Source organism: Corynebacterium sp. LaCa78, assembly GCF_046717505.1.
Classification (GTDB): Bacteria; Actinomycetota; Actinomycetes; order Mycobacteriales; family Mycobacteriaceae; genus Corynebacterium.
On sequence record NZ_CP177112.1, the window covers coordinates 924,264 to 949,869 of the forward strand.

Annotated in this window: 25 protein-coding genes; 14 read left to right on the forward strand and 11 right to left on the reverse strand. The window is 62.7% G+C overall.

The window, feature by feature from the left end:
• Nucleotides 1-18: 18 nt before the first annotated feature.
• Complete coding sequence (gene selA, locus ACLI1O_RS04540; RefSeq protein WP_284849459.1) at nt 19-1,347, forward strand: L-seryl-tRNA(Sec) selenium transferase; 1,329 nt, start codon at nt 19-21, stop codon at nt 1,345-1,347.
• Nucleotides 1,348-3,132 carry a selenocysteine-specific translation elongation factor gene (gene selB / locus ACLI1O_RS04545; protein WP_239267922.1) on the forward strand — a complete coding sequence of 595 codons (1,785 nt, stop codon included), beginning with the start codon at nt 1,348-1,350 and terminating at the stop codon, nt 3,130-3,132. It abuts the gene before it with no gap.
• Between the two features lie 15 nt (nt 3,133-3,147).
• Here the strand turns inward: selB and ACLI1O_RS04550 are convergent, their stop codons facing one another.
• A complete protein-coding gene (locus ACLI1O_RS04550) occupies nt 3,148-4,254 on the reverse strand; it encodes a hypothetical protein (protein ID WP_239267919.1) in 1,107 nt (368 codons plus the stop codon).
• Between the two features lie 250 nt (nt 4,255-4,504).
• On the opposite strand from ACLI1O_RS04550, the gene ACLI1O_RS04555 reads away from it, so the two are divergent.
• A complete protein-coding gene (locus tag ACLI1O_RS04555) occupies nt 4,505-6,421 on the forward strand; it encodes a BCCT family transporter (RefSeq protein WP_370657776.1) in 1,917 nt (638 codons plus the stop codon).
• A gap of 35 nt (nt 6,422-6,456) precedes the next feature.
• Nucleotides 6,457-7,254 carry a zinc transporter ZupT gene (gene zupT / locus ACLI1O_RS04560; RefSeq protein WP_411706979.1) on the forward strand — a complete coding sequence of 266 codons (798 nt, stop codon included), beginning with the start codon at nt 6,457-6,459 and terminating at the stop codon, nt 7,252-7,254.
• A 1-nt stretch (nt 7,255) separates the two neighbouring features.
• Here the strand turns inward: zupT and ACLI1O_RS04565 are convergent, their stop codons facing one another.
• The 3 genes from ACLI1O_RS04565 to ACLI1O_RS04575 are packed head-to-tail and all read right to left on the reverse strand — an operon-like array spanning nt 7,256 to nt 9,465.
• A complete protein-coding gene (locus ACLI1O_RS04565) occupies nt 7,256-8,197 on the reverse strand; it encodes a DUF808 domain-containing protein (protein ID WP_239275750.1) in 942 nt (313 codons plus the stop codon).
• A gap of 3 nt (nt 8,198-8,200) precedes the next feature.
• Nucleotides 8,201-8,737 carry a DUF402 domain-containing protein gene (locus ACLI1O_RS04570; protein ID WP_239267914.1) on the reverse strand — a complete coding sequence of 179 codons (537 nt, stop codon included), beginning with the start codon at nt 8,735-8,737 and terminating at the stop codon, nt 8,201-8,203.
• A complete protein-coding gene (locus ACLI1O_RS04575) occupies nt 8,737-9,465 on the reverse strand; it encodes a hypothetical protein (RefSeq protein WP_239267912.1) in 729 nt (242 codons plus the stop codon). Before ACLI1O_RS04575 ends, ACLI1O_RS04570 begins: the two co-directional genes overlap by 1 nt.
• A gap of 271 nt (nt 9,466-9,736) precedes the next feature.
• Here ACLI1O_RS04575 and typA point away from each other — a divergent pair, with 271 nt between their 5' ends.
• Nucleotides 9,737-11,647 (forward strand): translational GTPase TypA, encoded by a 1,911-nt coding sequence (typA, locus tag ACLI1O_RS04580; RefSeq protein WP_239267910.1) that lies wholly within the window; start codon nt 9,737-9,739, stop codon nt 11,645-11,647.
• Between the two features lie 12 nt (nt 11,648-11,659).
• Here the strand turns inward: typA and ACLI1O_RS04585 are convergent, their stop codons facing one another.
• Nucleotides 11,660-12,316: a GPP34 family phosphoprotein gene (locus ACLI1O_RS04585; RefSeq protein WP_239267908.1), complete on the reverse strand. Its 657-nt coding sequence runs from the start codon at nt 12,314-12,316 to the stop codon at nt 11,660-11,662.
• An 89-nt stretch (nt 12,317-12,405) separates the two neighbouring features.
• Here ACLI1O_RS04585 and ACLI1O_RS04590 point away from each other — a divergent pair, with 89 nt between their 5' ends.
• Genes ACLI1O_RS04590 through ACLI1O_RS04620 form a run of 7 tightly spaced genes read left to right on the forward strand, consistent with a single transcriptional unit; the run spans nt 12,406 to nt 18,162 of the window.
• Nucleotides 12,406-14,025 (forward strand): ABC transporter family substrate-binding protein, encoded by a 1,620-nt coding sequence (locus ACLI1O_RS04590; protein WP_239267906.1) that lies wholly within the window; start codon nt 12,406-12,408, stop codon nt 14,023-14,025.
• A complete protein-coding gene (locus tag ACLI1O_RS04595; protein ID WP_239267904.1) occupies nt 14,015-14,884 on the forward strand; it encodes a PIG-L family deacetylase in 870 nt (289 codons plus the stop codon). Before ACLI1O_RS04590 ends, ACLI1O_RS04595 begins: the two co-directional genes overlap by 11 nt.
• Complete coding sequence (locus ACLI1O_RS04600; protein ID WP_239267902.1) at nt 14,884-15,261, forward strand: hypothetical protein; 378 nt, start codon at nt 14,884-14,886, stop codon at nt 15,259-15,261. Before ACLI1O_RS04595 ends, ACLI1O_RS04600 begins: the two co-directional genes overlap by 1 nt.
• Nucleotides 15,262-15,315: 54 nt before the next feature.
• Nucleotides 15,316-15,639, forward strand: a complete 324-nt coding sequence (fdxA, locus tag ACLI1O_RS04605; RefSeq protein WP_284769911.1) for a ferredoxin — start codon at nt 15,316-15,318, stop codon at nt 15,637-15,639.
• A 3-nt stretch (nt 15,640-15,642) separates the two neighbouring features.
• Nucleotides 15,643-16,731, forward strand: a complete 1,089-nt coding sequence (gene dapC, locus ACLI1O_RS04610) for a succinyldiaminopimelate transaminase (protein WP_239275754.1) — start codon at nt 15,643-15,645, stop codon at nt 16,729-16,731.
• A gap of 52 nt (nt 16,732-16,783) precedes the next feature.
• Nucleotides 16,784-17,572 carry a pseudouridine synthase gene (locus ACLI1O_RS04615; RefSeq protein WP_239267986.1) on the forward strand — a complete coding sequence of 263 codons (789 nt, stop codon included), beginning with the start codon at nt 16,784-16,786 and terminating at the stop codon, nt 17,570-17,572.
• Between the two features lie 29 nt (nt 17,573-17,601).
• On the forward strand, nt 17,602-18,162 hold the full coding sequence (locus ACLI1O_RS04620; protein ID WP_005280100.1) for a GtrA family protein: 561 nt from the start codon (nt 17,602-17,604) through the stop codon (nt 18,160-18,162).
• Nucleotides 18,163-18,795: 633 nt separating this feature from the next.
• Here ACLI1O_RS04620 and ACLI1O_RS04625 read toward each other — a convergent pair.
• The 3 genes from ACLI1O_RS04625 to ACLI1O_RS04635 all read right to left on the reverse strand — a co-directional run bounded on the left by ACLI1O_RS04625 (nt 18,796) and on the right by ACLI1O_RS04635 (nt 20,187).
• A complete protein-coding gene (locus ACLI1O_RS04625) occupies nt 18,796-19,074 on the reverse strand; it encodes a hypothetical protein (protein WP_239267898.1) in 279 nt (92 codons plus the stop codon).
• Nucleotides 19,067-19,276, reverse strand: coding sequence for a helix-turn-helix transcriptional regulator (locus ACLI1O_RS04630; protein ID WP_023017728.1), 210 nt, complete (start codon nt 19,274-19,276; stop codon nt 19,067-19,069). Before ACLI1O_RS04630 ends, ACLI1O_RS04625 begins: the two co-directional genes overlap by 8 nt.
• A 65-nt stretch (nt 19,277-19,341) precedes the next feature.
• Nucleotides 19,342-20,187 (reverse strand): type IV toxin-antitoxin system AbiEi family antitoxin domain-containing protein, encoded by an 846-nt coding sequence (locus tag ACLI1O_RS04635; protein ID WP_239267896.1) that lies wholly within the window; start codon nt 20,185-20,187, stop codon nt 19,342-19,344.
• A 106-nt stretch (nt 20,188-20,293) separates the two neighbouring features.
• On the opposite strand from ACLI1O_RS04635, the gene ACLI1O_RS04640 reads away from it, so the two are divergent.
• Nucleotides 20,294-20,503 carry a hypothetical protein gene (locus tag ACLI1O_RS04640; RefSeq protein ID WP_284771517.1) on the forward strand — a complete coding sequence of 70 codons (210 nt, stop codon included), beginning with the start codon at nt 20,294-20,296 and terminating at the stop codon, nt 20,501-20,503.
• Nucleotides 20,504-20,648: 145 nt separating this feature from the next.
• Here the strand turns inward: ACLI1O_RS04640 and ACLI1O_RS04645 are convergent, their stop codons facing one another.
• From ACLI1O_RS04645 to ACLI1O_RS04655, 3 genes are all read right to left on the reverse strand, one after another.
• The gene (locus ACLI1O_RS04645; RefSeq protein WP_411707039.1) at nt 20,649-21,980 is read right to left on the reverse strand and encodes an amino acid permease; all 1,332 of its coding nucleotides are present in this window, start codon (nt 21,978-21,980) and stop codon (nt 20,649-20,651) included.
• A gap of 101 nt (nt 21,981-22,081) precedes the next feature.
• Entirely contained in the window at nt 22,082-23,053 is a 972-nt protein-coding gene (gene dapD, locus ACLI1O_RS04650; RefSeq protein ID WP_349838827.1) for a 2,3,4,5-tetrahydropyridine-2,6-dicarboxylate N-succinyltransferase, read from the reverse strand.
• A 17-nt stretch (nt 23,054-23,070) separates the two neighbouring features.
• A complete protein-coding gene (locus ACLI1O_RS04655) occupies nt 23,071-24,429 on the reverse strand; it encodes an amino acid permease (protein ID WP_411706980.1) in 1,359 nt (452 codons plus the stop codon).
• Between the two features lie 88 nt (nt 24,430-24,517).
• On the opposite strand from ACLI1O_RS04655, the gene dapE reads away from it, so the two are divergent.
• Entirely contained in the window at nt 24,518-25,606 is a 1,089-nt protein-coding gene (gene dapE, locus ACLI1O_RS04660) for a succinyl-diaminopimelate desuccinylase (RefSeq protein WP_411706981.1), read from the forward strand.

Consider the following 25,606-nt stretch of genomic DNA (forward strand, 5'->3'; position numbering starts at 1 on the left):
GCGCAAGGAGGAAAACGAGTGCCGAGCCATAACGCTGGTCGCCCCGCGAATAATGCCCGTGATCCCCGCCGGAATTTACCCCGCATGGATGAGCTCTTGCGGCTCCCCGCGGTAGAAAGCGCGCGGGAGATAATCGCCGAACATGCCATCCGCGCCATGATTCAAGGCGTGCTGTCCGCCGCCCGCCGCGGGGACGTGCCCGTTGCCGGCGTGGAGGAAGAAATAGCGCGGCGCTTGGCAGACCACAGCACCCATTCCTTGCAGCCGGTCATCAACGCCACCGGCGTGATCATCCATACGAACTTGGGACGCGCACCGCTGCCTGATGCCGCGATCGACGCGCTGCAGGCAGCGGCCGGATATACCGACGTGGAAATGGATCTAGACACCGGGCGGCGCTCGTCCCGGCGCGGTGCCGGTGCCACCCAGGCGCTTTTGGCGGCGTGCCCCGGCGCGGAGGATGCGCTGGTGGTCAATAACGGTGCGGCGGCCTTATTGCTGGCCACGGCCGCGCTGGCGCCGGGCAAGGAGGTCATCATCTCGCGCGGCGAGCTCATTGAAATCGGTGCGGGGTTCCGCCTGCCGGAACTTATTGAATCCACCGCGACGCGCCTGCGCGAGGTGGGCGCGACCAACCGGACGCACCTCCACGATTATGAAGGCGCGCTGGGGGAGGAGACCGGTGCGATTGTGAAGGTGCACCCGTCCAATTTTCGGATTGAGGGGTTTAGCTCCTCGGTGGGCGTGGGCGAGCTGGCGCGCCTGGCGAAGAAGCAGGGTACACACCTCATTGTGGATCTCGGCTCGGGCTTGCTCACCCACGATCCGGTGCTGCCAGACGAGCCCGATATTCATGCGCAGCTCAAGGCCGGGGCGGATATCGTCATCGCCTCGGGCGATAAGCTTTTGGGCGGGCCGCAGGCCGGCATTTTATTGGGCACCAAGGACGCGATTGCGGCGGTGAAAAAGCACCCGTTGGCGCGGGCGGTGCGCATAGATAAGCTGCGGCTTAATGCCCTGGAGGCTGCAATCACAACGCCCGCCAATGCGGTGCAGCAGGCCCTCCACCTTGACCCGGCGCGCCACCGCGCGCGCACCGAGGCCATCGCCGCGGCGGTGGGCGGCGAGATTGTTGAGCACGCTGGCCGCGTGGGCGGGGGAGGAGCCCCCGAGTACCCGCTGCCCGGCGTTGCGGTGGCGCTGCCGGAGGAACTTGCGCCAAAACTGCGACAGCACACCCCACCGGTGGTGGCGCGCCAGCACCAAGGCCGCTGCCTCATTGACGTGCGCTGCGTGCCCGAGGCCCAGGACAAGGAGCTCATCGCGGCCATCCGGGCGGTGATGTAGGTGTACGTCATCGCGACCGCCGGCCACGTCGATCACGGCAAGTCCAGCCTGGTGCGCGCCTTAACGGACATGGATCCGGATAGGTGGGCTGAGGAAAAGCGCCGCGGGCTGACCATTGACTTAGGCTTTGTGTGGACGTCGCTGCCTTCCGGTGCGGACGTGGCCTTTGTCGATGTCCCCGGCCACGAAAAGTTCTTTGGCAATATGCTCGCCGGGGTGGGGCCTGCCTCCGTGGTGCTCTTCGTGGTCGCCGCGGACGAGGGCTGGCAGGCCCAATCCACCGACCACCGCGACGCGCTGCACGCGCTGGGTATCGAGCACGGCATTATCGCCCTGACCCGCAGCGACCGCGCCGATGAAAAGCGCCGCGCGGAGGTCACCGCCCAAGTGCGCACGCAGTTTTCTGCCACGCCGCTTGCCGATGCCCCCATCATCCCCGTTTCCTCCCACACCGGCGAGGGCCTGGCGGAACTGGGCGCGGCGCTCGATGATTTGGTCGCCCGCGTGCCCGCACCCGACACCGATGCCCCTGTGCGCCTGTGGATCGACCGCGCTTTTAGCGTCAAGGGCGCGGGAACCGTGGTGACCGGGACGCTGAGCGCTGGCACGCTGCGCACCGGCGATGCCCTGGTGCTCTCCACCGCAGAGGGCGCCAATCGCGTGGAGATCCGCGGCCTGCACAGCGAAAATACCGCGCAGGAATCCTTGGGCCCCGTAACACGTGCCGCGGTTAACCTGCGCGGGGTCGATGCCGCCGATATCCACCGCGGTGACCTGCTGCTGAGCCCCGATGCGTGGCGCGGCGTCGATACCGTGGACGTCCACCGCACCTTTGGCACCGCGCTTGATGAACTGCCCGATAACCTCGTGGTCCACTGCGGCACCGCCGGGATAGAAGCGCATCTGCGGCCGCTGTCAGCGGATTTTGCCCGCCTGCGCCTAACGCGCGCTCTGCCGCTAGTCCTCCTGGATCGCTTGGTTGTCCGCAGCCCCGGTGGCCGCCATGTCAGCGCCGGCGTGGAGGTCATCGACGTGCGCCCGCCGGAGTTAGACCGCCGCGGTGCCGCCCGCAAGCGGGCTAACGCACTGGCTGAGTTAAGCTCCTTCCGCAATCCTTCCTCCTACCTGCAGCGCGTGGGCTATGCCCGGCGCGTGGACTTGGAATTCGATGGTTATGACACCGACGCCGCCCCGCAGGGCGTCATTAACTTCGACCAGTGGTGGATTGCCGCCCGCCAGGTAACGCGCTGGAAAGAAGCGCTGACTACCGCGCTGCAGGAACACGCCGCGGCTAACCCGCTCGCACCCGGGATGCCCCGCAAGGCGGCACTCGATGCCTTGGGGCTCACGGACAACGCGCTCCTGCGCCTGGCGGTAGCCGCCGCGCACGCGGAGGAATCCGAAGGGCTTATCCGCCTGCCCGGCCACAGCGTGGATCTCGGCGCCGCCGAGACCGCCGTGGCCGAATTGGAGAGCAGGTTAAATAAGGATCCCTTCGCGGCACCAGAGGCGCACGAACTTAAAGAGCTGGGGTTGAGCGAGAAAGAACTGGCCGCCGCCGAGCGCGCCGGGCGCCTGCTACGCCTCAAAGACGGCATCATCCTCTTACCGGACGCACCGGGCAAGGCACGGGAGCTCCTAGAAGAACTCGAGCAGCCCTTTACCCTGTCCGCCGCGCGGCAAGCGCTGGGGACCACCCGCCGGGTGGCCATACCTCTGCTGGAATACCTCGATGCCCACGGCATTACCCGCCGCGGCGAGGGCGGCAAGCGCACGCTGCGCTAAACAGAGGCGGCCGACCTATTTGCGGTGGTTTCCGCCGCGCGGGCGGGACTGCTCGCGCGCCACGCGCCGGGCGCGCACGCGGGCGGACTCGGAAGAAAAGCGGCCCGGTTCCTCCGCTACGGGAAGCGCGCGCCAGCTCAGGTTCTGTGAGCCCGGCATGGACGAGACCAAGTCAGCCAAGCCGCTGCTAGCAGGCGGTGCCGCAGCCTCGCCCTCGTCGCGGGCACGAGGTGCGGGCGAGGCTTCGGCAGAACCAGTGACCGCAGTGTCTACATTGGTATCGGGACTGACCGGGCGGCGGGAGCCGGTGGGAAGATCGCCGGCAATGTCGGCGGACTCCAGCGCGAACTCCCATTCCTCGGGCGGGGCTGGGGTGGTAGGACGGGAAGTGGTGGCATTAGGCAGCACGGTGCGGCCGGACGGCACGCGCAGGGGCGGTACCGCAGGGGAGAATAATTCGGCTTCTGTGGCATCCGCTACCGGGATATCTATCGCGATCATCCCGCCGCCGCTATAGGCACGGGCGGCCAACACAGTACCGGCCTCTTGCGCCGCCGCATACGCGGTGCGCAGGCCCGGCAGCTGGCTTAATGCCCCGCACGGTCCCAGCACAGTATCGCCACAGGAGGCCACGACGGCGTTATCGATGACCTTGAGCGTGACAAAGAATTGCTGCGTATCAAAGTGAGATAGCTGCTCATCGGTCAGATCGCCTGCCCCAGTATCAATCACTGCACCATGGCCGCCGGCAAGAAGTACTGATTCGGCCGGTTGGTCATTGACCGGTAGCAGCCACGGCCACAGCCCGAGGGAGACGGCGACCTCGAGTTCGCCGTCAACGATGCCGACCGTGGCCACCGTCTGCGGGGTGGCCTGTGAGGCCTTCAATCGGTGCAGGTCAGGGTATTCGGCCGCCTCAACCTCATCGAGAAAACCGATGAAGCCAAACTCCGAACGCACCCGCCAGCCGTTGGAGTAGGTATCGGGCTCTAAAGAGACATCGATAAGAGCAGGCTGACTACCCACGCCAGGAATGCTCAGCACCGTGCCGGAGATGACATGTTCCAAGATGGCGACGTGTTCGACGCCGAAGTAGCTGGTCGCAAGCGGGTAGGGCACCATAGGAAAAGTAACTCCAAAGCTTTAAAGCGGGGCGTAACGTACGGATCTCATTTTACGCATGTGGGGGTAAAACAGCGCTTAGTCGGTGGTTTTAGCCAATGTTCGTTAACGTATTAATGATTCCCTCAAGTTGAAAAGTGCATAACGAAATAGGAGTAGGGCTTTGTCATCTAATTCATCGCCCCGGCCCGATAACGGAACCACCAATGGGCTGGAAAACGTTAATAATACGGAAGAAAGCCAAAAGCGCGTGCGCGGTGCCAAGCGCATCCTGCACGACATCATCTACCCGCACAATATCCACCCCGCCTTGGTCCCTGGCGTATCCATCGAGGACCAAAAGGTTAAATACGGTGTGGATAAGACCATCCTGAGCGTCGTCGGTGGGCTCGTTATCGCCTTCGTGGTGTGGGGAGTGCTCGCCCCCGAACAGGTCTTTAATACCTCCTCTACGGCCCTGGACTGGGTTATGCGCAACCTAGGCTGGATCTTTACGGCGCTGGCCACCTTCCTGATGTTCCTGCTGCTGATTCTGGCCTTTTCCAAGTACGGGAAAATCCCACTCGGCGTGGATGGCGAAAAGCCGGAGTTTTCCACGATTAGCTGGGCCGCCATGCTCTTTGGTGCGGGCATCGGCATCGGGCTTATCTTCTTCGGACCCTACGAACCGCTTACCCATTATCTCTCGCCGCGCCCAGGTGCCTATGAGGCCGCCAGCGATGAAGCGGTGCTTGGCGCGCTGGCCCAATCGGCCATGCACTGGGGCCTTAATGCGTGGGCCATCTACGCCATCGTCGGGCTGTGCGTGGCCTATGTATCCTTCCGCCGCGGGCGCGTACCCCTGATGAGCTCTATCTTGATGCCGCTTTTTGGCAACCGCTCCACCGATTCCACACCGGCGCGCATTATCGATGGCCTGGCTATCATCGCCACCCTCTTTGGCACCGCGGCCACTTTGGGAATTGGCGCGCTGCAGATCGGCCGCGGCGTGGAAATCGTCAGCGGCTGGTCCACCGCCGGCAATACCGCGGCGTTGGTCATCATCATTGTGCTGTCCATCGGCACCATCTTTTCCGCAGTGTCTGGTGTGGCTAAGGGCGTGCGGTGGCTATCCAATATCAACCTGGCATTGGCGCTGGGCATCGCCATCTTCTTCTTCGTCATCGGACCAACCGCCTTGCTGGCCAATATGATGCCCGCGGTCATCATCGAGTACCTCGATAACACCCCCGAAATGTTGTCCGCCAACATGGGCGAGGGCGAAGATATGGTCTCCTTCCTATCCTCGTGGACCACGTTCTACTGGGCGTGGTGGGTATCCTGGTCGCCGTTCGTCGGCGTATTCGTGGCCAAGATTTCCCGCGGTCGCACCATCCGCCAATTCGTCCTTGGCGTGCTGTTTATTCCTTCCGCTATCATCATCGCCGCTTTTACCATCTTGGGCGGCACCACCATTTGGCTGCAGCGCCGCGATGGCGATATCGCCCCCGATGGCACAATCGATTCCATGCCGGCGGCCGAAGACATCTTCTTTAACGTCTTGGACCATTTCCCCGGATCCAATTGGATGGCCCCGCTGGTCATTGTCATGCTCGTGGTATTTTTCATCACCACTGCGGACTCAGCCTCGCTGGTCAACTCCCAGCTCACCCAGCGCGGCAACCCACAGCCGAAAGCCACTGTTACTGTCTTTTGGGTGATTTGCATGGCGGGCATCGCCGTGGTCATCCTCATGTCCGGTGGCAAAAACGCGCTGCAAGGCCTGCAAAACCTCATCACCATTACGGCGCTTCCCTTTGCCGTCATCATCGTGTTGATGTGTATTGCCCTGATTAGGGAACTGCGCCACGATCCGGCCTCCATCCGCCACTATTACGAGCACCAAGCCGTGTCCAATGCGGTCATTCACGGCGTGCGCGAATACGGCGATAACTTTGCCCTGTCGGTCGAGCCCACTGCGGGAGACTCCGATTACGCCACCGGCGGCGAATTCGATTCCACCGCCGCCGAGGTCACCGAGTGGTACGCGCGTACCGATGAGGAAGGCCACGCCATCGGATATGACTATGAAGCCGGCCGCTACGTGGATGATGATCCTTCGGTGGCCGATGGCGAGTTCGTCTCTGGCTCCACCGATGACGATGCACAGACCCCGCCCGCTCATTAAGGCTCGATAATTTTAGTTAGGTACAGTCACAGACCATGACCTTGTCCACGTTCGCCTTCGCCTTTGGATTGGTGCTGCTCTCGGGCCTGTCCACCTCCATTGGCGGGGCGCTGGCGGTGGGAAAGCGCCAGCCAGGGCCCGCATTTATGGCCGCGGCCCTGGGCCTTTCGGCGGGTGTGATGCTCTATGTTTCCTTCATGGAAATCCTGCGGGAGGGTATAGAGCAGCTTAGCGACGCCCTCGGGGGCGAGAAACCCGGCACCTGGGCCGCGGTAGGGGCCTTCTTCGCCGGTATTGCGGTCATCGCGATTATTGACCGAATGGTGCCAGAAGAAATTAACCCGCACGAACCCGGCACGACGGAAGAAGATGCCCGGCGCGGCAGGTTGATGAAGACGGGCGTATTTACCGCGGTCGCGCTGGGCCTGCACAATTTTCCGGAGGGCTTTGCCACTTTCTTATCGGGCCTGGAGTCCAAGGAGATTGCGGTGCCGGTGGCCGTGGCGATTGCCATCCACAATATTCCGGAAGGCATCGCCGTCGCGGTGCCGTTGCGGGAGGCGACCGGCTCGCGCAAGAAGGCCTTCTGGTGGGCCACGCTTTCTGGGCTTGCTGAGCCGCTCGGCGCGCTCATCGGATTTGGCCTGCTCTTACCGGTATTGGGGCCGGCCACCATGGGCATTAGCTTTGCCGCAGTGGCTGGCATCATGGTGTTTATTTCGCTGGATGAGCTGCTTCCCACCGCGGAAGAAACCGGCGAGCACCACTACGCCATCTACGGCCTTATTGCCGGCATGGCCATTATGGCGGTATCGCTCATGCTGTTTATGTAATTTAGTGCTGCGCTGCCGAGGTGGCAGAGGGCGAGCCGGTCGAGGCCTTAACGGCCATGACGATGCTGGCGATGACAAGGCCGAGGATGAGCCCGCACACCATGGACAAGCCGGTTTCGGCGAGCCAGCTCAGCGCGCCGTTGTGGATGTGTTCAGTGGCGGCCTCGATAAGTCCATGCGGTTGGTCTACCCCGAATTCGTGCAGGCCTGTGGTGACGATATGCCCGCCTACCCATAACATGGCGGCGGTGCCGATGACGCCGATGATGTCCAGCACGATCGGCATACCCTTGACCAAGGCATTGCCCAGCGGGGAGTTGCCATCGCGGCGCCGGGTTAAGGCCAAGCCGATGTCATCCATCTTGACCAGCAATCCCACGGCGCCGTAGACGCTCAAGGTCAAGATGATGCCAACGGCGATAAGCGCGCCGAGACGCAGCCAGAAGGGCTGATCGATGACTTCATTTAAGGAAATCACCATGATCTCAGCAGACAGGATGAGGTCGGTGGTAATGGCGGATTTCACCAAGCTATCTTCGGCCTCTGGACCCTTGTGCTGGACGGTATCGGTTGCATCGCTAGGGGAGGAGTTGAAGAAGGAGAGGATCTTTTCCGCGCCTTCGAAACACAGATAGGTACCGCCGCACATCAAGATGGGCGTGAGCGCCCATGGGGCGATCCAAGACAGGATCATCGCAATCGGCAAGATGATGACGAGCTTGTTGATAAGCGAGCCCTTGGTGATGCGCCAGATCATCGGCAGCTCGCGCTGCGGTTTAATTCCCTCGACGTATTGCGGGGTTACTGCGGCATCATCGACGACGACGCCGATGGCCTTCATAGATGTCTTGCCGCCTAAGGCGGCCACATCGTCGACGCTGGAGGCGGCGGCGCGGGCTATGAGGGCGACATCGTCAAGCAGGGCGAAAAGGCCACCGGCCATGGCTTATCCTTCGGGGGCTAAAGTTACGTTTTCTGACCAGGACAAGTCTATGCCGTGGTGGGCAAGCCAGGCCATTGCATCGTCGCCGTGGCGGGTAATTCCCTCGACCGCGTCCAGGGTGGTGTCGATGGCGAGCTCGGCGTCCTCGGCGGAAATGAGGCCCGCGGACGTCGCCGCGGAGAGCTCGTCGATGTCGAGGACGGTAATCGGCTCGCCGGTGGTGGTGACCAGGTCGACGTAGAGATCGCGGGTGGTCCACTCGTTGCCCTGGCGCTGGATCTCGGCGACGTCGATATAAAAGTCCTGCTCCACCTCGATGCCGGGGCGGAAGTGGAAGATATTCGCGCGCAGGTTCAGGCTGGGCAGCAGCCAGGATTCGAGGTAGCCAAAGCGCGGGTGATCGGCACCGCGTGCCATATACAGGCCAAACTCGGTTTCGGTGTAGGTATCGACCTGGCGCAGGTAGCCCTTGGGATCGGTATTGGTGAAGTTCCCGGTATTAAAGGTCTCCCGCTTGACTGGGTGGAGATCAACGGCCATTACTTCACCTCTAGGAAGGCGGCGGTGGGGGCGAAATCGCAGCGCGCTTCGGTGGTATTCACGGAACCGGAGAGCAGCGCGACGACCAGGCCCTTGCCCGTGTGGGCCGTGCCGGACAGCGTCGTCGGACCATCCTGATTGATACCGTTATTGTGCAGCGGGGTAATGCCGCTTTGCAGGGTGTTGATATTAAACCACTGCACGTTCATGCCTTCTTGGTCCGGTGCTGCCGGAGGGGTGCCCAGGGCGGTAAAGAGGAAGGCGGTCTCGCCCTCGCCGGCGCCGGGGGCAGGAATTTCCGTAGGGCCAGGTACCGCGATGGCAGAGCCTGTGGCGGCGTTGGTGCCACCGATGCAGTGCGCGGAGACGGTAGGCCAATAAAACTGCCGGAAGTGTGGATTATCGCCCTGCGGCATAGCGACACCGCCACTACCGTCGCCGTTGCCGGCAAAGAAGTCCAAGGCAGACAAGATAGCATTGCGGGCCTCTTCGGGGATCCACGGCTGCGCGGCAAAGGCGCGCACGCGGTCTTGGGTCTCCTGAGTGGGGCGGCCGAGCTCATCCAACGGGCTGGCGGGCATGTGTTGTTGTGCCAGCGATGAGAGATCCGGGGCGAAGGCCTGTGCGGGCGCTACCAGGGGAGAAGCGAGGCCAATAAGCGCGGCGGTGGCAGCGGCGATGTAGCCGGTGCGTCCGCTTAGGCGCCAGGAAGTTCGGGCGTGGCTCACGGTATCAGGTCCTTATTGTCTCGCGGAGGGGAAGCAGTATAGTCCCACCAGTCACAGCAGTAACAGTAATAACTCTAGTAACGATAGTGATCCGCTGGGAAGTGTCAAGTAGTAGGTCGTTTCAGGCGCGCGTGACGTTACGGGGTTGCCTGGGTCGCGTCTTGGCTCCCCAATGCTGCACTATGCCCTGTTAGGGGGTATCGTAGGACGTCGTTCAAGAACATTTCTCGCGCACCAGCGCTTGTAGATCCTCCGAAGGAGAACCCAACTAGTGAGTAATACCGAGTTCCGTAATGTTGCCATTGTCGCGCACGTTGACCATGGCAAGACCACGTTGGTCAACGGCATGCTGGAGCAGTCCGGTGCTTTTGGCGAACACGGTGAGCACACGGACCGCGTCATGGACTCCAACGATCAGGAGCGCGAGCGCGGCATTACCATTTTGGCCAAGAACACGGCCATCCGCCGCCAGGGTCTGGGCAAGGACGGCGCAGACCTCATCATCAACGTCATCGACACCCCGGGCCACGCCGACTTTGGCGGCGAGGTTGAGCGCGGCATTTCCATGGTGGACGGCGTCGTGCTGCTTGTCGATGCCTCTGAGGGCCCCCTCCCACAGACCCGCTTCGTCCTGACCAAGGCGCTAGAGGCCAAACTGCCGGTCATCGTCTGCGTGAACAAGACCGACCGCCCCGATGCCCGCATCGACGAGGTTGTCACCGAGTCCCAGGACCTGCTGCTGGAAATCGCAGCTGGCCTCGAGGACGAGGAAGCCGCAGCCGCCGCTGAAGAGCTGCTCGATCTCCCGGTTCTGTACGCCTCCGGCCGCGCCGGCGTTGCCTCCACCGAGAACCCGGGCGACGGCAACGTCCCCGATAGCAAGGACTTGCAGGCGCTTTTCGATGTCATCTACAACGTCCTGCCAGAGCCTTCCGCTACCGTCGATGCCCCGCTGCAGGCGCACGTCACCAACCTTGACGCCTCCGACTTCCTCGGCCGTATCGCGCTGCTGCGCATCTACGCCGGCCGCATCAAGAAGGGCCAGCAGGTGGCCTGGATCCACTACGATGATGAGGGCAACCAGCACACCAAGACCGTCAAGGTTGCCGAACTACTGCGCACCGTCGGCTTCGAGCGCCAGCCGGCCGAAGAGGCCATCGCCGGCGATATCGTCGCCATCTCTGGTATTTCCGATGTCATGATTGGTGACACCATCGCAGATCCGGAAAACCCAGAGGCTCTGCCGCGCATCACCGTTGACGAGCCGGCCATCTCCATGACCATCGGTGTGAACACCTCGCCGATGGCAGGCCGCGGGGGCGGCACCAAGTTGACCGCCCGCATGGTCAAGGCCCGCTTGGAGCAGGAGCTTATCGGTAACGTCTCCCTGCGCGTGCTGCCCACAGAGCGCCCAGATACCTGGGAGGTTCAGGGTCGCGGCGAGATGGCTCTGTCCGTGCTCATCGAGTCCATGCGCCGCGAGGGCTTCGAGCTGACCATCGGTAAGCCGCAGGTTGTTACCCAGCAGATCGATGGCAAGACCTACGAGCCTTACGAGATCCTCACCATCGACTCCCCGTCGGAGCACCAAGGCGCCATCACCCAGCTGCTGGCTTCCCGCAAGGGCCAGATGCAGTCCATGGACGTGCGCGAGGGCGACTGGGTGCGCATGATCTTCCGCGTTCCCGCCCGTGGCCTCATCGGCTTCCGTACCCAGTTCATGACCGAAACCCGTGGCGCCGGCATCGCCAACTCCATCTCCGATGGCATCGATGTCTGGGCCGGCGAAATCAAGTCCCGCGCCACCGGCTCCCTGGTGGCTGACCGCACCGGCCAGATCACCCAGTACGCACTGATGCAGCTGGCTGACCGCGGCAACTTCTTCGTCGAGCCAGGTGCTGAGGCCTACGAAGGCATGGTGGTGGGTGCCAATAACCGCGATGAGGATATTGACATCAACATCACCAAGGAAAAGAAGCTGACCAATATGCGCTCTGCCACCGCAGACGCCACGGTCACCCTGGCCAAGGCCCACACGCTCTCGCTGGAAGAAGCGCTGGAATTCTGTGGCAACGACGAGTGCGTCGAGGTTGCTCCAGACGTGCTGCGCGTGCGCAAGCTCGAGCTTTCCGCCACCGACCGCAAGCGCGCCGCCTCCCGCGCTAAGCAGATGAAGAAGTAATCTGCCCTCGGTCTAAGTCGTGGCTGCGGTTGATGCCGCAACCGCCGTGATAATCGCCGTCGTCTCCTGCAGTATGGTTTTTACCGCAGAGGCGGCGGCATCGTCGTAATCCACCTGTTGTTTTAATTCTTTGATGCGGTTGCGCATCTCTCGGCGTTTCATTTCGGGCGCGTCCTCCTTGAGCAGGGGATAGGCCCCTTTAACCTCGCGGAGAATATCCAAGATAATCATGTCTTTGACGCTTGGGTTTTGGGTGCCATCAAGCACCGCAGCGAGCCTCTCGCGCACCTCATCTTCTAGCGCCGTGTCCGTCATGATGTAGCGGTCGCCACCCAGCTGCCACCACGCGGCATCCTCAATCTCCAATTGGCCGTGGTCCCTAAAATCCTGGGCAATCTTCTCGCGCGGGGAGAACCACCTCGCCTGCAGTAGCGTCTTGACCGAGCTGGTCCGGCGCTCGTGCAGGCCATCCCACGCCCAAGCAAGCACTGGGTGCTCTGGCTTTTTATCCGTGGCGTGCACCTTATTCTTTGCACTTATGCCAACCGCGTCATGCATGAGTAAATCGCTAAAAAGGCCGGCGCTCAAGGCGGTCTCGTTATTGGTCACTGCCTCCTTTTTACCGTTGTCCTTGGTCAGCAGGAGGAACATTTCTTGGCAGATAAGCATGGTGGGGTAATCCCTTCAACAGTGATTTTGTCCGAGTTTAGCGCGCAGAATCTTCGTGTGGCGGGAAGTAGGTACTAAAGTAGTCCGCGATGAAAAATAGTCTCAAGGCTCGTGCACTTGCTGCCACTGCCGCCATCGGCCTCGCGTTTGTCAGCGGGTGTTCGGCCAATCCTGGCCCACCGCCGGTGGTAGAAGATTCGGACGACCAGGAATCTACCGTCCAAGAAACGGAATCAACCACGGCCGCGACGGACGATGGTCCGCCGCGCGCGGAGGAAGACGATTCGCGGCCCACCATTTCCATCGGCGTCGATCCACTGCGCGCTGGCCTTAACCCACACTTGGTGGCCAATAACTCCGAGCTCGTGGATCAAATCGCGGAGCTGGTCTTGCCCTCGACATTCCACTGGGGCCGCATGGACACAGACGTTCTGGAATCTGCCACGGAGGTCACCGCGCCGGAGGGCGTGGCCCAACGGGTGCGCTACGTTATTGCCTCTCCCGCGCAGTGGTCTGACGGCACCCCGATTTCCGGTGCGGATTTCAACTACTTGTGGAAGAAGATGACCACGACCGCAGGCGTCAAGGACCCGGCGGGCTACCGCGCCATTTCCGCGGTGACCACATCCGATGGCGGCCGCGTGGTCACGGTGGATTTTGCCGAGCGGGTTAAGGATTGGAAGCAGCTATTCAACCAGCTCCTTCCCTCGCACCTGCTGCAAAATGCCGATTTTGATTCGGTGCTGGCCAATGACATCCCTGCCTCCGCCGGCCGCTTCGCGGTCGATAGCGTGGACCGCAGCCGCGGGGTCATCACGCTCAACCGCAATGATCGCTTTTGGGGCGCTGACCCCGCCCACATCGATGTCGTCCAGCTGCGCGAGGTACGCGATAGCACCCAGGCGCTGAATATGCTGCGTTCCGGTCAAATTGGGTTCGCGGACTTTACCCCGGACCAAACCTCGCAGGAAGCGCTCGGACTGCTGGGCCACGTAAGCGATAAGACGGTCACCCGCCCGCGCCAGCTGCGCTTGCACATGTCCACCGAGCAGGGTGCGTTAGAGGATGCGGCTGCGCGGCGCGGTCTGGCCTCGCTTATCGATACCGGGCAGGTTGCCCGGCTGGCCACCGGCCGCGCCTCTAACCTGAAGGCCGGGCATAATCCGGTCTCCGGGGAAGCAAACCTGACGGCGCTGCGCGAGCGCGCCAGCAAGAAGCCCATCCGCTTCGCCGTCGATCCGACCAGCCCCACGGCTTTGGCTGCGGCAAATACGCTTTACGATGTCCTCGAGGCCCACGGCATCCCCGCTGAGGTCACCACCGATAGGCTTACCACAATTACCTCTAAGCTGCTTCCTGAAGGCAAGGTGGATGCGGTGGTGACCTGGGAGGATATCACCCTAACTTCGCTCTCTGCGGCGAGTATCTTCAATTGCGCCGAAGACCAGCCGCTCGCCGGGGACCTCTCCGGATTCTGCCCCGACAACGCCGCCGAGACGCGCATGGACATTCTCTCCGGAAAAATCAGCCCCTCAACCGCGCTGGGCCGAATCCGCGAGATCAATGCCCAGGACGTGTTGTACGTCCCGCTCTTAGATGAAACGCGTGTGCACGCGCTAGGGGAGGGTATTGTAGGCCCCGGCCAAAGTATTGATGATTGGGATAAAGGGCTGGTCACAGCGCCGGTTTGGAGGAAAGATGAGGACTAAGGACTTGGCGGGCTACCGCGTTGTTGCGGTGCACGCGCACCCTGATGATGAGACGCTTTTTACCGGCGGCACCCTTGCCACCCTGGCCGCGCGCGGTGCGCAGGTCACGGTCATCACCCTTACCCTTGGCGAGGACGGCGAGGTCATCGGTGCGCCCTATCAAGGCCTGGCCGAGCACCACCAGCTCGGTGGCTTCCGTGCCCGCGAATTGGCCTGTGCCCTCTCCGCCCTAGGAGTAGAAGGCATACAGCTGGGCGGATTCGGCCACTTCCACGATTCCGGCATGGTGGGTTCTCCTTCTCATGACAACCCCCGCGCGCTGGTCAATCGCCTGGATGAGGCCGTAGACCTGCTCCGCGCGGAATTAGATGTTCTCCAGCCGCACGCCATCCTGACCTATGGGCCAGACGGTGGCTATAACCACCCGGACCACGTGGCGGTGCATAGGGTGGTGGAGAAGGCGGCATCGGCAAGCACGCGCATCTGGTGGGCGATCTTTGACCGCGCCGCCAATTACGCCGGCCTGGACACGCTCGACGCGCCCGCGGGTTGGCGCAAGCCCGATGCCGCGTACCTGGATAACTTCACCACCGCCGGCGCGGATCTGGCCTTCGCGCTTGACGATGCTGCCCTAAACGCCAAACGCGCCGCCATGCGCGCCCACGCCACGCAAATCTGGCTGGCCGATGGCACCACCACCGCCACCAACCCCGAGGCCGCCGTGGCCGCCGTGCACGACCCAGCCGCTGTGCCAGGGGCCTACTGCCTGTCCAATAGATTACTGATGCCGTTGCTGCGCGCCGAATACTTTCAACTCGGCCGGGGCGAGCCCGCAACCGACCTCCTAGGGGAGCTGTAATGCGCACTGATTTTAGCCGCGGTGAGCAGGTCACCGGCCTCATCTGGCTCTCCCTCGGCGCCCTGCTATCGCTGTTCCTAGAGGTCATTTACCTTACCGCCCGGATTCCCCTGGCTGATGGCGCGAGCATCGCGTTTCCCATCACCATCGTCATCGCCGCCGCCTTTAACGTGGTGCTAACCCGTACGGCGCGGCTGTGGAGTGATCGAACTTATATCGTGGCCATCCCGCTCATAGTGTGGGGCCTGGGATTTTTCGCGCTTATGCTGCTGGTTCCGATTACCGGTGATGTCATCGTCGGCAATAATATTCTCAGCTTGCTCCTGCTTTTGGCCGGAATCGGCGGCGGCGTTTGGCCTTTCCTAAAGCAGAAGTGACATACTATATTTCATCCCCAAACCCATGAAATCAGGAAGATTCAAGGATTCTCCATGACTTATACAATCGCTCAACCTTGCGTTGATGTAATGGACCGCGGCTGTGTTGAGGAATGCCCCGTCGATTGCATTTACGAAGGCAAGCGCATGCTCTACATCCACCCAGATGAGTGCGTGGACTGCGGCGCCTGCGAGCCCGCATGCCCGGTAGAAGCCATCTTCTACGAGGATGACGTTCCCGATGAGTGGATCGATTACAACGAAGCCAACGCAGCATTCTTCGATGACTTGGGCTCTCCCGGTGGAGCGGCAGCCCTCGGCCCGCAAGATTTCGATGCGTCAATGGTAGCCGCGCTGCCCCCACAGAATCAGGAGTAATTCATGGCCCGCACACCGCTAGGACAATCGCTTCCAGATTTCCCCTGGGACTCGCTGGCTGGCGCCAAGAAGAAGGCCCAGGCGCATCCAGATGGAATCGTTGACCTTTCGGTAGGCAACCCCGTAGATCCGGTCGCCCCTGGCGTGCAGCTGGCGCTGTCCTCTGCCGCCGAGACCCCCGGTTATCCGCAAACGCAGGGCACGCCCGAGCTGCGCGAAGCCATCGCCTCCGCTCTCCGCCGCCGCTATCACATGGACGTGGACCGCGTCCTGCCCGTGGTGGGCACGAAGGAGGCCATCGCGTGGCTGCCCACCCTGTTGGGCATGCGCGGCGAGACCGTCGCCTTCCCCTCGGTGGCCTATCCCACCTACGAGGTCGGCGCCCTCCTCGCTGGGGCCACTCCGCTGCGAGCCGACGACGACTTCCAGGACGCCTCCCTGGTATTTATCAACTCCCCGTCCAATCCTACCGGCCGCGTCGCTGGGGTAGAGGAGCTGCGCTGCATCGTGGCTTGGGCCCGCTCGACGGGCGCCATCATCGCCTCCGACGAGTGCTACATGGGCTTGGGCTGGAACGATGACAACCCGCCGGTATCCATCTTGGATCCGCGCGTGACCGACGGCGATAACACCGGCCTTATCTCCATGCATTCGCTGTCCAAGTCCGCGAATATGGCCTCCTACCGCGCCGGATTCTTCGCCGGCGATAACGACCTCATCGCGGAGCTCTTGGAGCTGCGCAAGCACGCCGGCCTCATCGTGCCAGGCCCGATTCAGGCGGCCATGGTTGCCGCGCTTGACGATGACCCCACCGAAGCCCTCCAGCGCCAGCGCTACGCCGCGCGCCGCGCCGAATTGATGCAGGCGCTTATCAAAGCGGGCTTTACCATCGACCACTCGGATGCCGGCCTGTATCTCTGGGCCACCCGCGGCGAAGGCTGCCGCGAGACCATCGACTGGTTGGCTTCCTTGGGCATCCTCGCTGCACCTGGCGACTTTTACGGCCCCTCGGGTGCGCAACACGTGCGCATCGGCTTAAACGGTACCGACGAGCGGGTGCGCGCCGCTGTCGAACGCCTCGCCAGTGCCTAACTCGCCTCGCGCGTTTCGCCCGCCTGCGCGGGAGGGGATTTCTCCCCGCAAGGTGGTCTTGCGCGATCGCGTTCCTTTAGAAGGCGAGTACTGGGCCGCCCGTGCCGGGGACTCACCCTTTCCGGAGGGAACCCTCCTTCCCGCGGACACGGTACTTTCGCGGCCCATTCCCGCGTGGTATCACCCCTTCGTCCCGCCGGAGGAACCGATCCCCTATGTCTACACCGTCGTCCACGCGGATGAAAACATCATTGTTGCCGATAAACCGCACTTTCTTCCCACCACCACGAATGGCCGTTTGCAGCGCGAAACCCTGCAAACTCGCCTGCGCGTGGACTTCGGCGAAGACGAAATCGTGCCGCTCCACCGCCTTGACCGCCTCACCGCAGGCCTTGTCATCTGCTCGCGCAATCCCGCGACCCGCGCGCCCTACCAGCGCATCTTCCTGGAGGGGAGGGCGGTGAAGAGGTATAGGGGCATCGTCAAGCAGCCGCTTTTCTGCGATGAGGAAATCAGGCTGCCTATGCACAAGCCGCGGGGCAGCAGGCAGGTGCTCGTGGCTGATAATGGCACGCCGACCTCGACGTATGTGCGCGCTGCGGGGCGGGAGGTGACCATGTGGCCGCGGACGGGGCATACGCACCAGCTGCGGGTGCTACTGAACCATCTTGGGCGCCCGCTCATCGGCGATGACACCTATCCCACGCCGCGTCCGCTCAGCCTCTACGATTTCTCGCGCCCGCTTTCCTTGCTGCACGAAACTATATCTTTTAGAGATCCTTTATCACATTCGGAGCGTCAGTTTTTCAGTTCGCGGGGCTTAGGAACTACAATCAGGTAATTACTAACCTCCGGCAAGAAAGGCGGCCCATGGCAGACCTCAGCGTTGCGCGCTTTGCGTCCAATTTTGGGCAATTCCTTAAGTTCGGTCTTGTCGGCGGCTCGGGTACCGCGGTTAACCTCTTCGTGTATTTTCTCGCGCAGAAACTCTTTGGTGCGGCGGATATCTTTGCCGAGGACCCCTTCATGAACCTCTTCGGTTCTGCATTCCACATCCGCTGGTACCACGTCTTTGCCACCATCTCCTTCCTCGTGGCCAATACCTGGAACTACCAGCTCAACCGCATGTGGACCTTTCGGACCGTGTCCAAAGTGTCCTGGATTCGCGGTTTCTTCCCGTTCCTTTTGGCGGGAATCGGAGCGTTTATCGTCAGCCAGGTCATCCTGACGCTGCTAATGAACCCCAACTCGCCCGTGGGCCTGCCCACCGATGTCTTTGATAACTCCACCGGATTGCGCACCAAGTCCTATTGGGCGCAGGCCATTTCCATCGTCGTGGCGATGCCTATCAACTTCATCATCAACAAGCTCTGGACGTTCCGCTCCAAGCCCAATAAGCCAGTCGTCGTCGACGAGGTCGCGCCGGTTTAACTACCCGCCCTTCGCCGCCGGCCACGGCCCTGCCATCCGCACAGCCCCAGCCGCCCCAGCCGCCCTTCGCGCTCACCAGCGTGGGGCGCTGGGGTCTTTTTGTGCCCGCCGGTGAGCGGCAAGGGCAGGGAGGGGCATCGCCAAGCAGGTGCGTGTGAGGCACCCTTCCCTTCGCGCTCACGGGGAGGTGGACTTCGTGCGCAGCGCTCGCCCCCGGTGAGCGGCACGGGAGGCCTCGCCCTTCGCGCTCACCGCCAACGGTTGCCGTCGGCGAAATCTCCTCCCCGTGAGCGGCAAGGGTGGGGAGGCCGGGAGCCGCTGACGCTAGCACCCCTTCGCGCTCACGGGGCGTAGAAAACGGAAACCACCCGCCGTCCGCGGTGAGCGCGAAGGGCGGGTGGTGGAGTGCGTGATAGCGGTGGGAGTGAGCATTAGTCCTCGAGCTCGGCGTCGAGGCGGGACTGGTCGCGGCGGTTTTGTTTCCGTCGGAGTGCGGGGGAGATGAGGACGGCCGTGACGGCGCCTACGGTCGAGCAGATGAGGTAGGGGGGGCGGCAGGGACATCGGAAAGCGTGAAGGCGTGGTAGGCGATGCCGGCGAAGCAGAGGAACATCGGGATGAGGTAGAGGGCGGTCAAAGTCCAGTTGGAGTGGACGGTGGGGGTGGCGATGTGCCTGCGCATCCAGGCGGCGCTGAGGGACGTGCCGGCGAGGGAAGGGACGATGGCGAGGGGGCGAGGAGGCTGAGGCGGCCGGGGAGGGACCAGGCGAGGATGGCGGCGACGATGAGCTCGAGGAAGGTGATTGGGGTGAGGGTGATGGCGGAGGCCTTGGTGAGGATGTCACGTTCGAACTCGTCGGTGGAGGCGCGCTCCATCTGGTTGAGGGATATGTTGGCGATGGCGTTAATCATGTTGTTCAGCTCCAAAGATTTCTTCGACTGTTTTGTTTAGTTCGTGGCAGATGTCCAATGCGAGGTGCACGGACGGGGAGTAGTTGCCGCGTTCGATATTTGCGATAGTTTGCCGGGAGACGCCGACGCGCTCTGCTAGTTCGCCTTGCGACCATTCGCGCCAGCGCCGCCACTTGCGGACCATGTTGGGTTGTCCGGCCACAACATCACCTCTCGTGTCGTGTTTACATGACCTAATGTAAAGCAAACTTTACATTATGGCAAGGGTTAGACGCACAGATGCCAGCGCCAATATGGCTGGGTGGCGGATATAGGCAGCTGTGGCTTGCGGCCTTTGAGCAGGTCACGGGTGGCTTTGATGAGGAGAATGACTTGGTCAAGGTGGTGCGTGACGTCATCGGCAGTAAAGCGCAAAACCGTGTACCCGTGCGCGGTTGCGGCGTTCTGCTTGGAGCGGTCGGCCTGAAACGCGACGCTGTGGCTGTGGTAGGTCCAGCCGTCGATTTCCACGATGAGCTTGCCCATCAATAGGTCGAACCGGTACCCACACACCAGGGCGTTGTGAACAGGGAAAATGCCTTCTGCGCGCAGCGCGCGGCTGACTTTTCGCTCCGGCGGGCTATCCGCGCCGATGGCCGAAATCCGAATCGTCTCCTTCAACGCGCGCGGTGTCCGGCCCATTCGCTTGCGGTCCCGCTCCAGCCGGCCGGGCCCCTTCTCTCCGCGATAAAACTCCTCCAGCAGCGGGCTACAGGCCCTAGCAATCTTCCGAGCGGCCCACAGGACCTGCACTACCGGCAGCCCCTTGACCAGGCTCGTTGCCTTGAGCCGGGAATGCGAGACACGGAAATTCTTGCCCCTCAGCGTCCGCGGCCCCTCCGCTTCCAGCGGAAAGGTCAGCGGCCGGTCAAGGTGAATCTCCTGCGCGGTCTTCCCCGTAAAATGAATGCGGCTCAGCCCATGCACTAGCGCCTTCGCCACCGCCAGCGGCGACCACTCGTCGGTATAAATTCCCCGGTGAACGCGGTGCAGCTTGCCCGCGCGCACCCGCCGGCGAATCGCGTCCTTGCCCAGCCCCTGCTCGCGCAACTGCGCAGTCGTCCATGCCCCCATGGCTTCAACCTAAAGAAGCAGCCGCCTCCCCGTCCATACGGCTTTCGCCAGCCTGTGGATAACCGTCCCATTTCACGGTCCCACGGTCCATTTTCGTCGCCGCCCTGTGGATAACTCCCTCCATGCCTCCCTCGACGTCCCCTTCGCGCTCACCGGGGGCCACTTAGATGCGCTGGAGCGTCCCCTGGTGAGCGCGAAGGGCGAGTGTGGTCCCAGCCCGCCCTTTGCGCTCACGCCCACGCTTTCCGATGTCCATTTCCTCATCCCCGTGACCGCGAGGGGCGGTCCCACACCCGTCGCGCTCACCGGGAGGTGAAAACGCAGTGCCCCGCCCAGCGCTGGTGAGCGCGAAGGGCGGGGTAATGGGGCGTGAGGGCAGGGACGGGTGTCAGCGGTAGGGCGTGCGGGCGGGGTAACGGGGTGTGAGGCAGTGATGGTGGGCCGGAGGCGGGGAGCGGCCGCTAGGTCAGCGGGAGCGTGGAGGTCGGGTCGATGCCGCGAACCTTGGAATTGAGCACACCCGCGATGGCGAGCACCGTGAACATGGCGGCAGCGGAGAGGAGTTGGGTGCGGGCGGTGGCATCGGTAAGCATGAGCACCGCGATGGCCGCGAAGAGGGCGAGGGCGAACCAGGTGAGGTAGGGGAAGGCCCACATGCGGATGGGGAGTGGATGCAGGGCCTCGAGTTGGCGGCGTAGGCGCAGCTGGCTGACGGCGATGAAGACCCACACGATGAGCAGGGAGGCGCCGGCGGCGTTGAGCATGAAGGTGAGCAACCAGCCGGTATCGGCGTAGTTGAGGACGACCATGAGCACGGAAAGTGTGACGGATAGGGCGATGGCGGTGGTGGGCACACCCTCGGTATTGGTGGCGGCGAAGATGCGCGGGGCCTCGCCGCGGGAGGCGAGCGAGTGCATCATGCGGGAGGAGGCGAAGATTTGCGCGTTGAAAGCGGATAGCAGCGCGAGGACGATGATGACCTCCATGATGCCGGCGGCACCGGGAATGCCGGCGCGGTCGAGGACCATGGTGAACGGCGATTCGGCGGCGGTGGAGGCGGCGTCCAGGCTGGAATAGGGAAGCAGGAACGTGATGACCAGGACGGAGCCCAGGTAGAACACGGAGATCCGCAAGATGGTGGAGCGCACGGCGTTGACCAGGGATTTTTCGGGATCTTCGGATTCGGCGGACGCGATGGCGACGACCTCGATGCCGCCGAAAGCGAAGGCTACGGCGAGCAGGCCGGCGGCGACGCCGCCGAGGCCGTTGGGCATGAAGCCATCGGCAAGGAAGACGGATGTGCCCACGAAGGTGTGGCCGGGCAGGAGGCCGAAGATGAGGAGGACGCCGATGATGAGGAAGGCGATGATGACGACGACCTTGATGAGCGCGAACCAGTACTCGAACTCGCCGAAGGTGCGCACGCGCAGCAAGTTGACGAGGCCGAAGACGGCGACGCAGATGGCGGCGGGGATCCAGGGCGGGACGTCGAACCACGAGCCGATGAAGCCCGCGGCGCCGGTGATTTCGGCGCCGAGGACGGCGACGGTGGCGCACCAGTAGATCCACCCTTGGGTAAAGCCCGCCCAGCGGCCGATGCCGTGCTCGGCGTATTCGGAAAAGGAGCCGGAGGCGGGAATGACCGTTCCCATCTCTCCGAGCATTTGCATCACGAGGATGGCGAGGAAGCCGGCGATCGCGTAGGCGATGATCACCGCTGGGCCGGCGGCGGAAATGCCGACGCCCGTGCCGAGAAAGAGACCGGCGCCAATGGTGGAGCCAAGCCCCATCATGGTCAGGTGGCGGACCTTCAGGCCAGAACCAAGGGTAGAAGAGTTATCAGACACTTCTCCATGGTATTTCTCGGCCTCAGGGCACGGGAATTGGGGTGGCGTTAGTTCTTGTGGAGGTCCTCGTTCAGCGCGACGGCCTCGGCATTCCACTCCACGGCCTCGACGGCACCGGAGACGGAATTGCGGCGCAGCAGCAGGCCGGAGGCGCCGGAGAGCTGGGAGCCCTTGACGGCCTCGCCATTGCCGACGCCCAAGGCCTCAGCCACCTTGCCAAAGACGGCGACCTTGGTGCCGGCGGTGACGTAGAGGCCGGCTTCGACAACGGCGTCATCGCCAAGCGAAATGCCAATACCCGAGTTGGCGCCGAGCAGGCAGCGCTCGCCGATGGAAATAACTTCCTTGCCGCCGCCGGACAGGGTGCCCATGATGGAGGCGCCGCCGCCGATATCGGAGCCATCGCCCACGACGACGCCCGCGGAAATGCGGCCTTCCACCATGGAAGCGCCCAGGGTGCCGGCGTTGAAGTTGACGAAGCCCTCGTGCATGACCGTGGTGCCCTCTGCCAGGTGGGCGCCCAAGCGGACGCGATCGGCATCACCGATGCGCACACCGGAGGGAACAACGTAGTCCACCATGCGGGGGAACTTATCCACGGAGTAGACCACGACGGGGCCGCGGGAGGCGAGGCGGCCGCGCACCATCTGGAAATCGGAGACGGCGCAGGGGCCGTAGTTGGTCCAGACCACGTTGTTGAGGTGGCGGAAGATGCCGTCCATGTTGAGGCCGTGCGGTTTTACCTCACGGTGGGAGAGCAGATGGAGGCGCAGGTAGGCGTTGTAGGTATCGGTAGGTGCCTCGTCGAGGTCAGCGATGGTGGTTTCCACCGCCACGCGAGCCACGCCGCGCTCTTCATCGGGGCCGACGAGGGCGGAGAACTGCTGCGGAGTCTCCTCCAGACGCGTCGTGCCGGTGGTCTCTACTTGCTTATCGGTATGAACTGCTGGGAACCAAACGTCCAAGACGGTGCCGTCGTGGGTAATGGTTGCCAGGCCACGTGCGGATGCAGAAGTCATGGTGGCTAGCTTAGCAATTACTGCCGAACTTGTTCGCGCTTGTCCGCGGGAACCACGAAGGACAAGGCGACGAGCGCGGCAAAGAGGATGATGACGGCGATGACTTGGTTGCGGGCGGAGGGGTCAAAGAGCATGAAGATGGTCAGCGCGGCCAGCGCGGTGGCGGTCGCCCACGGTAGCCAGGGGTAGCCGGGCACGCGGATGTCCGTGAGCTCGCCGTTCGCCTTCAACTGCGGGTGCAGCTTGAGGAAGGAGGCGACGATGAAGGTCCACACCACCAAGAGGCAGCCGCCGACGGCGTTGAAGAGGAAGGCCAGCAGTCCCGGCGGGTTCCAGAACTGGAGGCCCACCGAGGCGAAGGCGAAGATCATGGACAAGATGACGGCGTTGATGGGGGAGCCGGAGTGGTTGGTCTTGAGGAAGAACTTTGGCGCGCAGTGGTCCTTGGCCATGTCGAAGACCAGGCGAGAGGTGGCGTAGATCTGCGCGTTGAAGGCGGACAGGAGGGCCAGCGCGATGATGGCCTCCATGAAGCCGGCGGCGAAAGGAATCTTGGCGGCCTCGAGCACCAAGGTGAACGGTGAATTGGCGGCGGCGTCGGCATCTTGGATCTGGCTAAACGGCAAGGCCATGGTGATGACCACGATGGAGCCGATGTAGAAGATCATGATGCGCACAATGATGGCGCGCACCGCGGTTGCCACGTTGCGGGCTGGATCCTCGGACTCGGCGGCGGCGATGGTCACCAGCTCGATTCCACCGAAGGCGAAGGCCACGGCCAGCAGGCCCGCTGCGAAGCCGGGCATGCCATTGGGTAGGAAGTTATCGGTGAAGTTGGTTCCAGCGCGGGAGAGATCCATGCCGGGCAGGATGCCGAGTGCCATGAGGATGCCGACAACGAGGAAGGCGATGATGACGGCGACCTTGATGATGGCAAACCAGAACTCGAATTCACCAAAACCGCGCACGGCGGCGAAATTCACTATGGCGAAGAAGGCCACCGCGATAAGCGCGGGAATCCACGGTGCAATGTCGAACCAATTGCCGATGATTGCTGCGGCACCGGTGATTTCCGCGCCCATGACCATGATGAGCATGAACCAGTAGATCCAGCCCATCGTAAAGCGCGCCCAGTGGCCGAAGGCCTGGCCGGCGTAGGTGGAAAAAGAACCCAGGGAAGGGCGGGCCGCAGCGATTTCCCCGAGCATCCACATGATGAGCGCGATGAGGACGCCGGCGACGGCATAAGAAATGAGCACCGAGGTGCCGGAGATTTGGATTCCCAATCCGACGCCCAAGAAGAGACCGGCACCCACCGCGGAGCCAAGGCCCATCATGGTGAGGTGTCGCGATTTCAATTGTGTGGCTTCGGCCATAATTACCACCTTGTGAGAGGTTATTTTTTACAGTGAAGTGAACATTACACAATGCAACGGACCCAGCGGGGCGCTACCATGGCGGCTTGTGACTTTAGATCTATATGCCGACCCCATTGAAGTGACCAAGGCGCTCGTCGATATCCCAAGCCCCTCCCACCACGAGGAGGCCATCGCGGATGCGGTGGAAGAAGCCCTGCGTGGTCTAGACGTGGAGGTCGCCCGCTTTGGCAATACCGTGTGTGCGCGCACGAACCGCGGGATGGATTCCCGCGTGATTCTTGCAGGCCACATCGATACCGTTCCATTGGCAGATAACGTACCGCATCGCATGGACACCGCCGAAGATGGTGGCGAGATCATGTTCGGCTGCGGCACCGTGGACATGAAATCCGGCATGGCAGTATACCTCAACGCCTTTGCTCACCTGCATGAATCGGAAGAACTCCAGCATGATTTGACCGTCATTGCTTATGAGGGCGAAGAGGTATCCACTGAATTTAATGGGCTGGGCCACTTGCAAAAGGATCACCCCGAGTGGTTGCAGGGCGATTTTGCGCTCCTCGGTGAGCCCTCCGGCGCCATGGTCGAGGCCGGTTGCCAAGGCACGATTCGTCTGCGCGTGACGGCGCATGGCACCCGCGCGCACTCGGCCCGCGCGTGGCTCGGCTCCAACGCCGCGCACAAGCTCGCCCCCGTCATGACCCGCATTGCGGACTACGAGCCGCGCGAGGTCACCATCGATGGCTGCACCTACCGCGAGGGCCTGAACATCGTCCACCTGGAGGCCGGCGTGGCCACCAATACCTTGCCGGACGAGGCATGGATGTTCGTCAACTTCCGCTTCGCCCCGGACCGCAGTACGGAGGAGGCGTTGGAGTGCATGAAGGGGGTCATCGGCAAGCATGAGGACGTCACCATAGAGATCGATGACATCGCCGGTGCCGCCCTGCCTGGCCTGGGGCAGCCTGCGGCACGCGCGCTTGTCGATGCCGTCGGCGGCAACGTCCGCGCCAAGTTCGGCTGGACCGATGTCTCGCGCTTTGCTGAGATGGGCATTCCCGCCGTGAATTTCGGCGCCGGCGATCCGGGCTTTGCGCATAAGAAGGACGAGCAGGTGCCCACGGCCCAAATCACCGAAGTTTCTACCGCACTGCTTAATTACTTGAAGGGATAA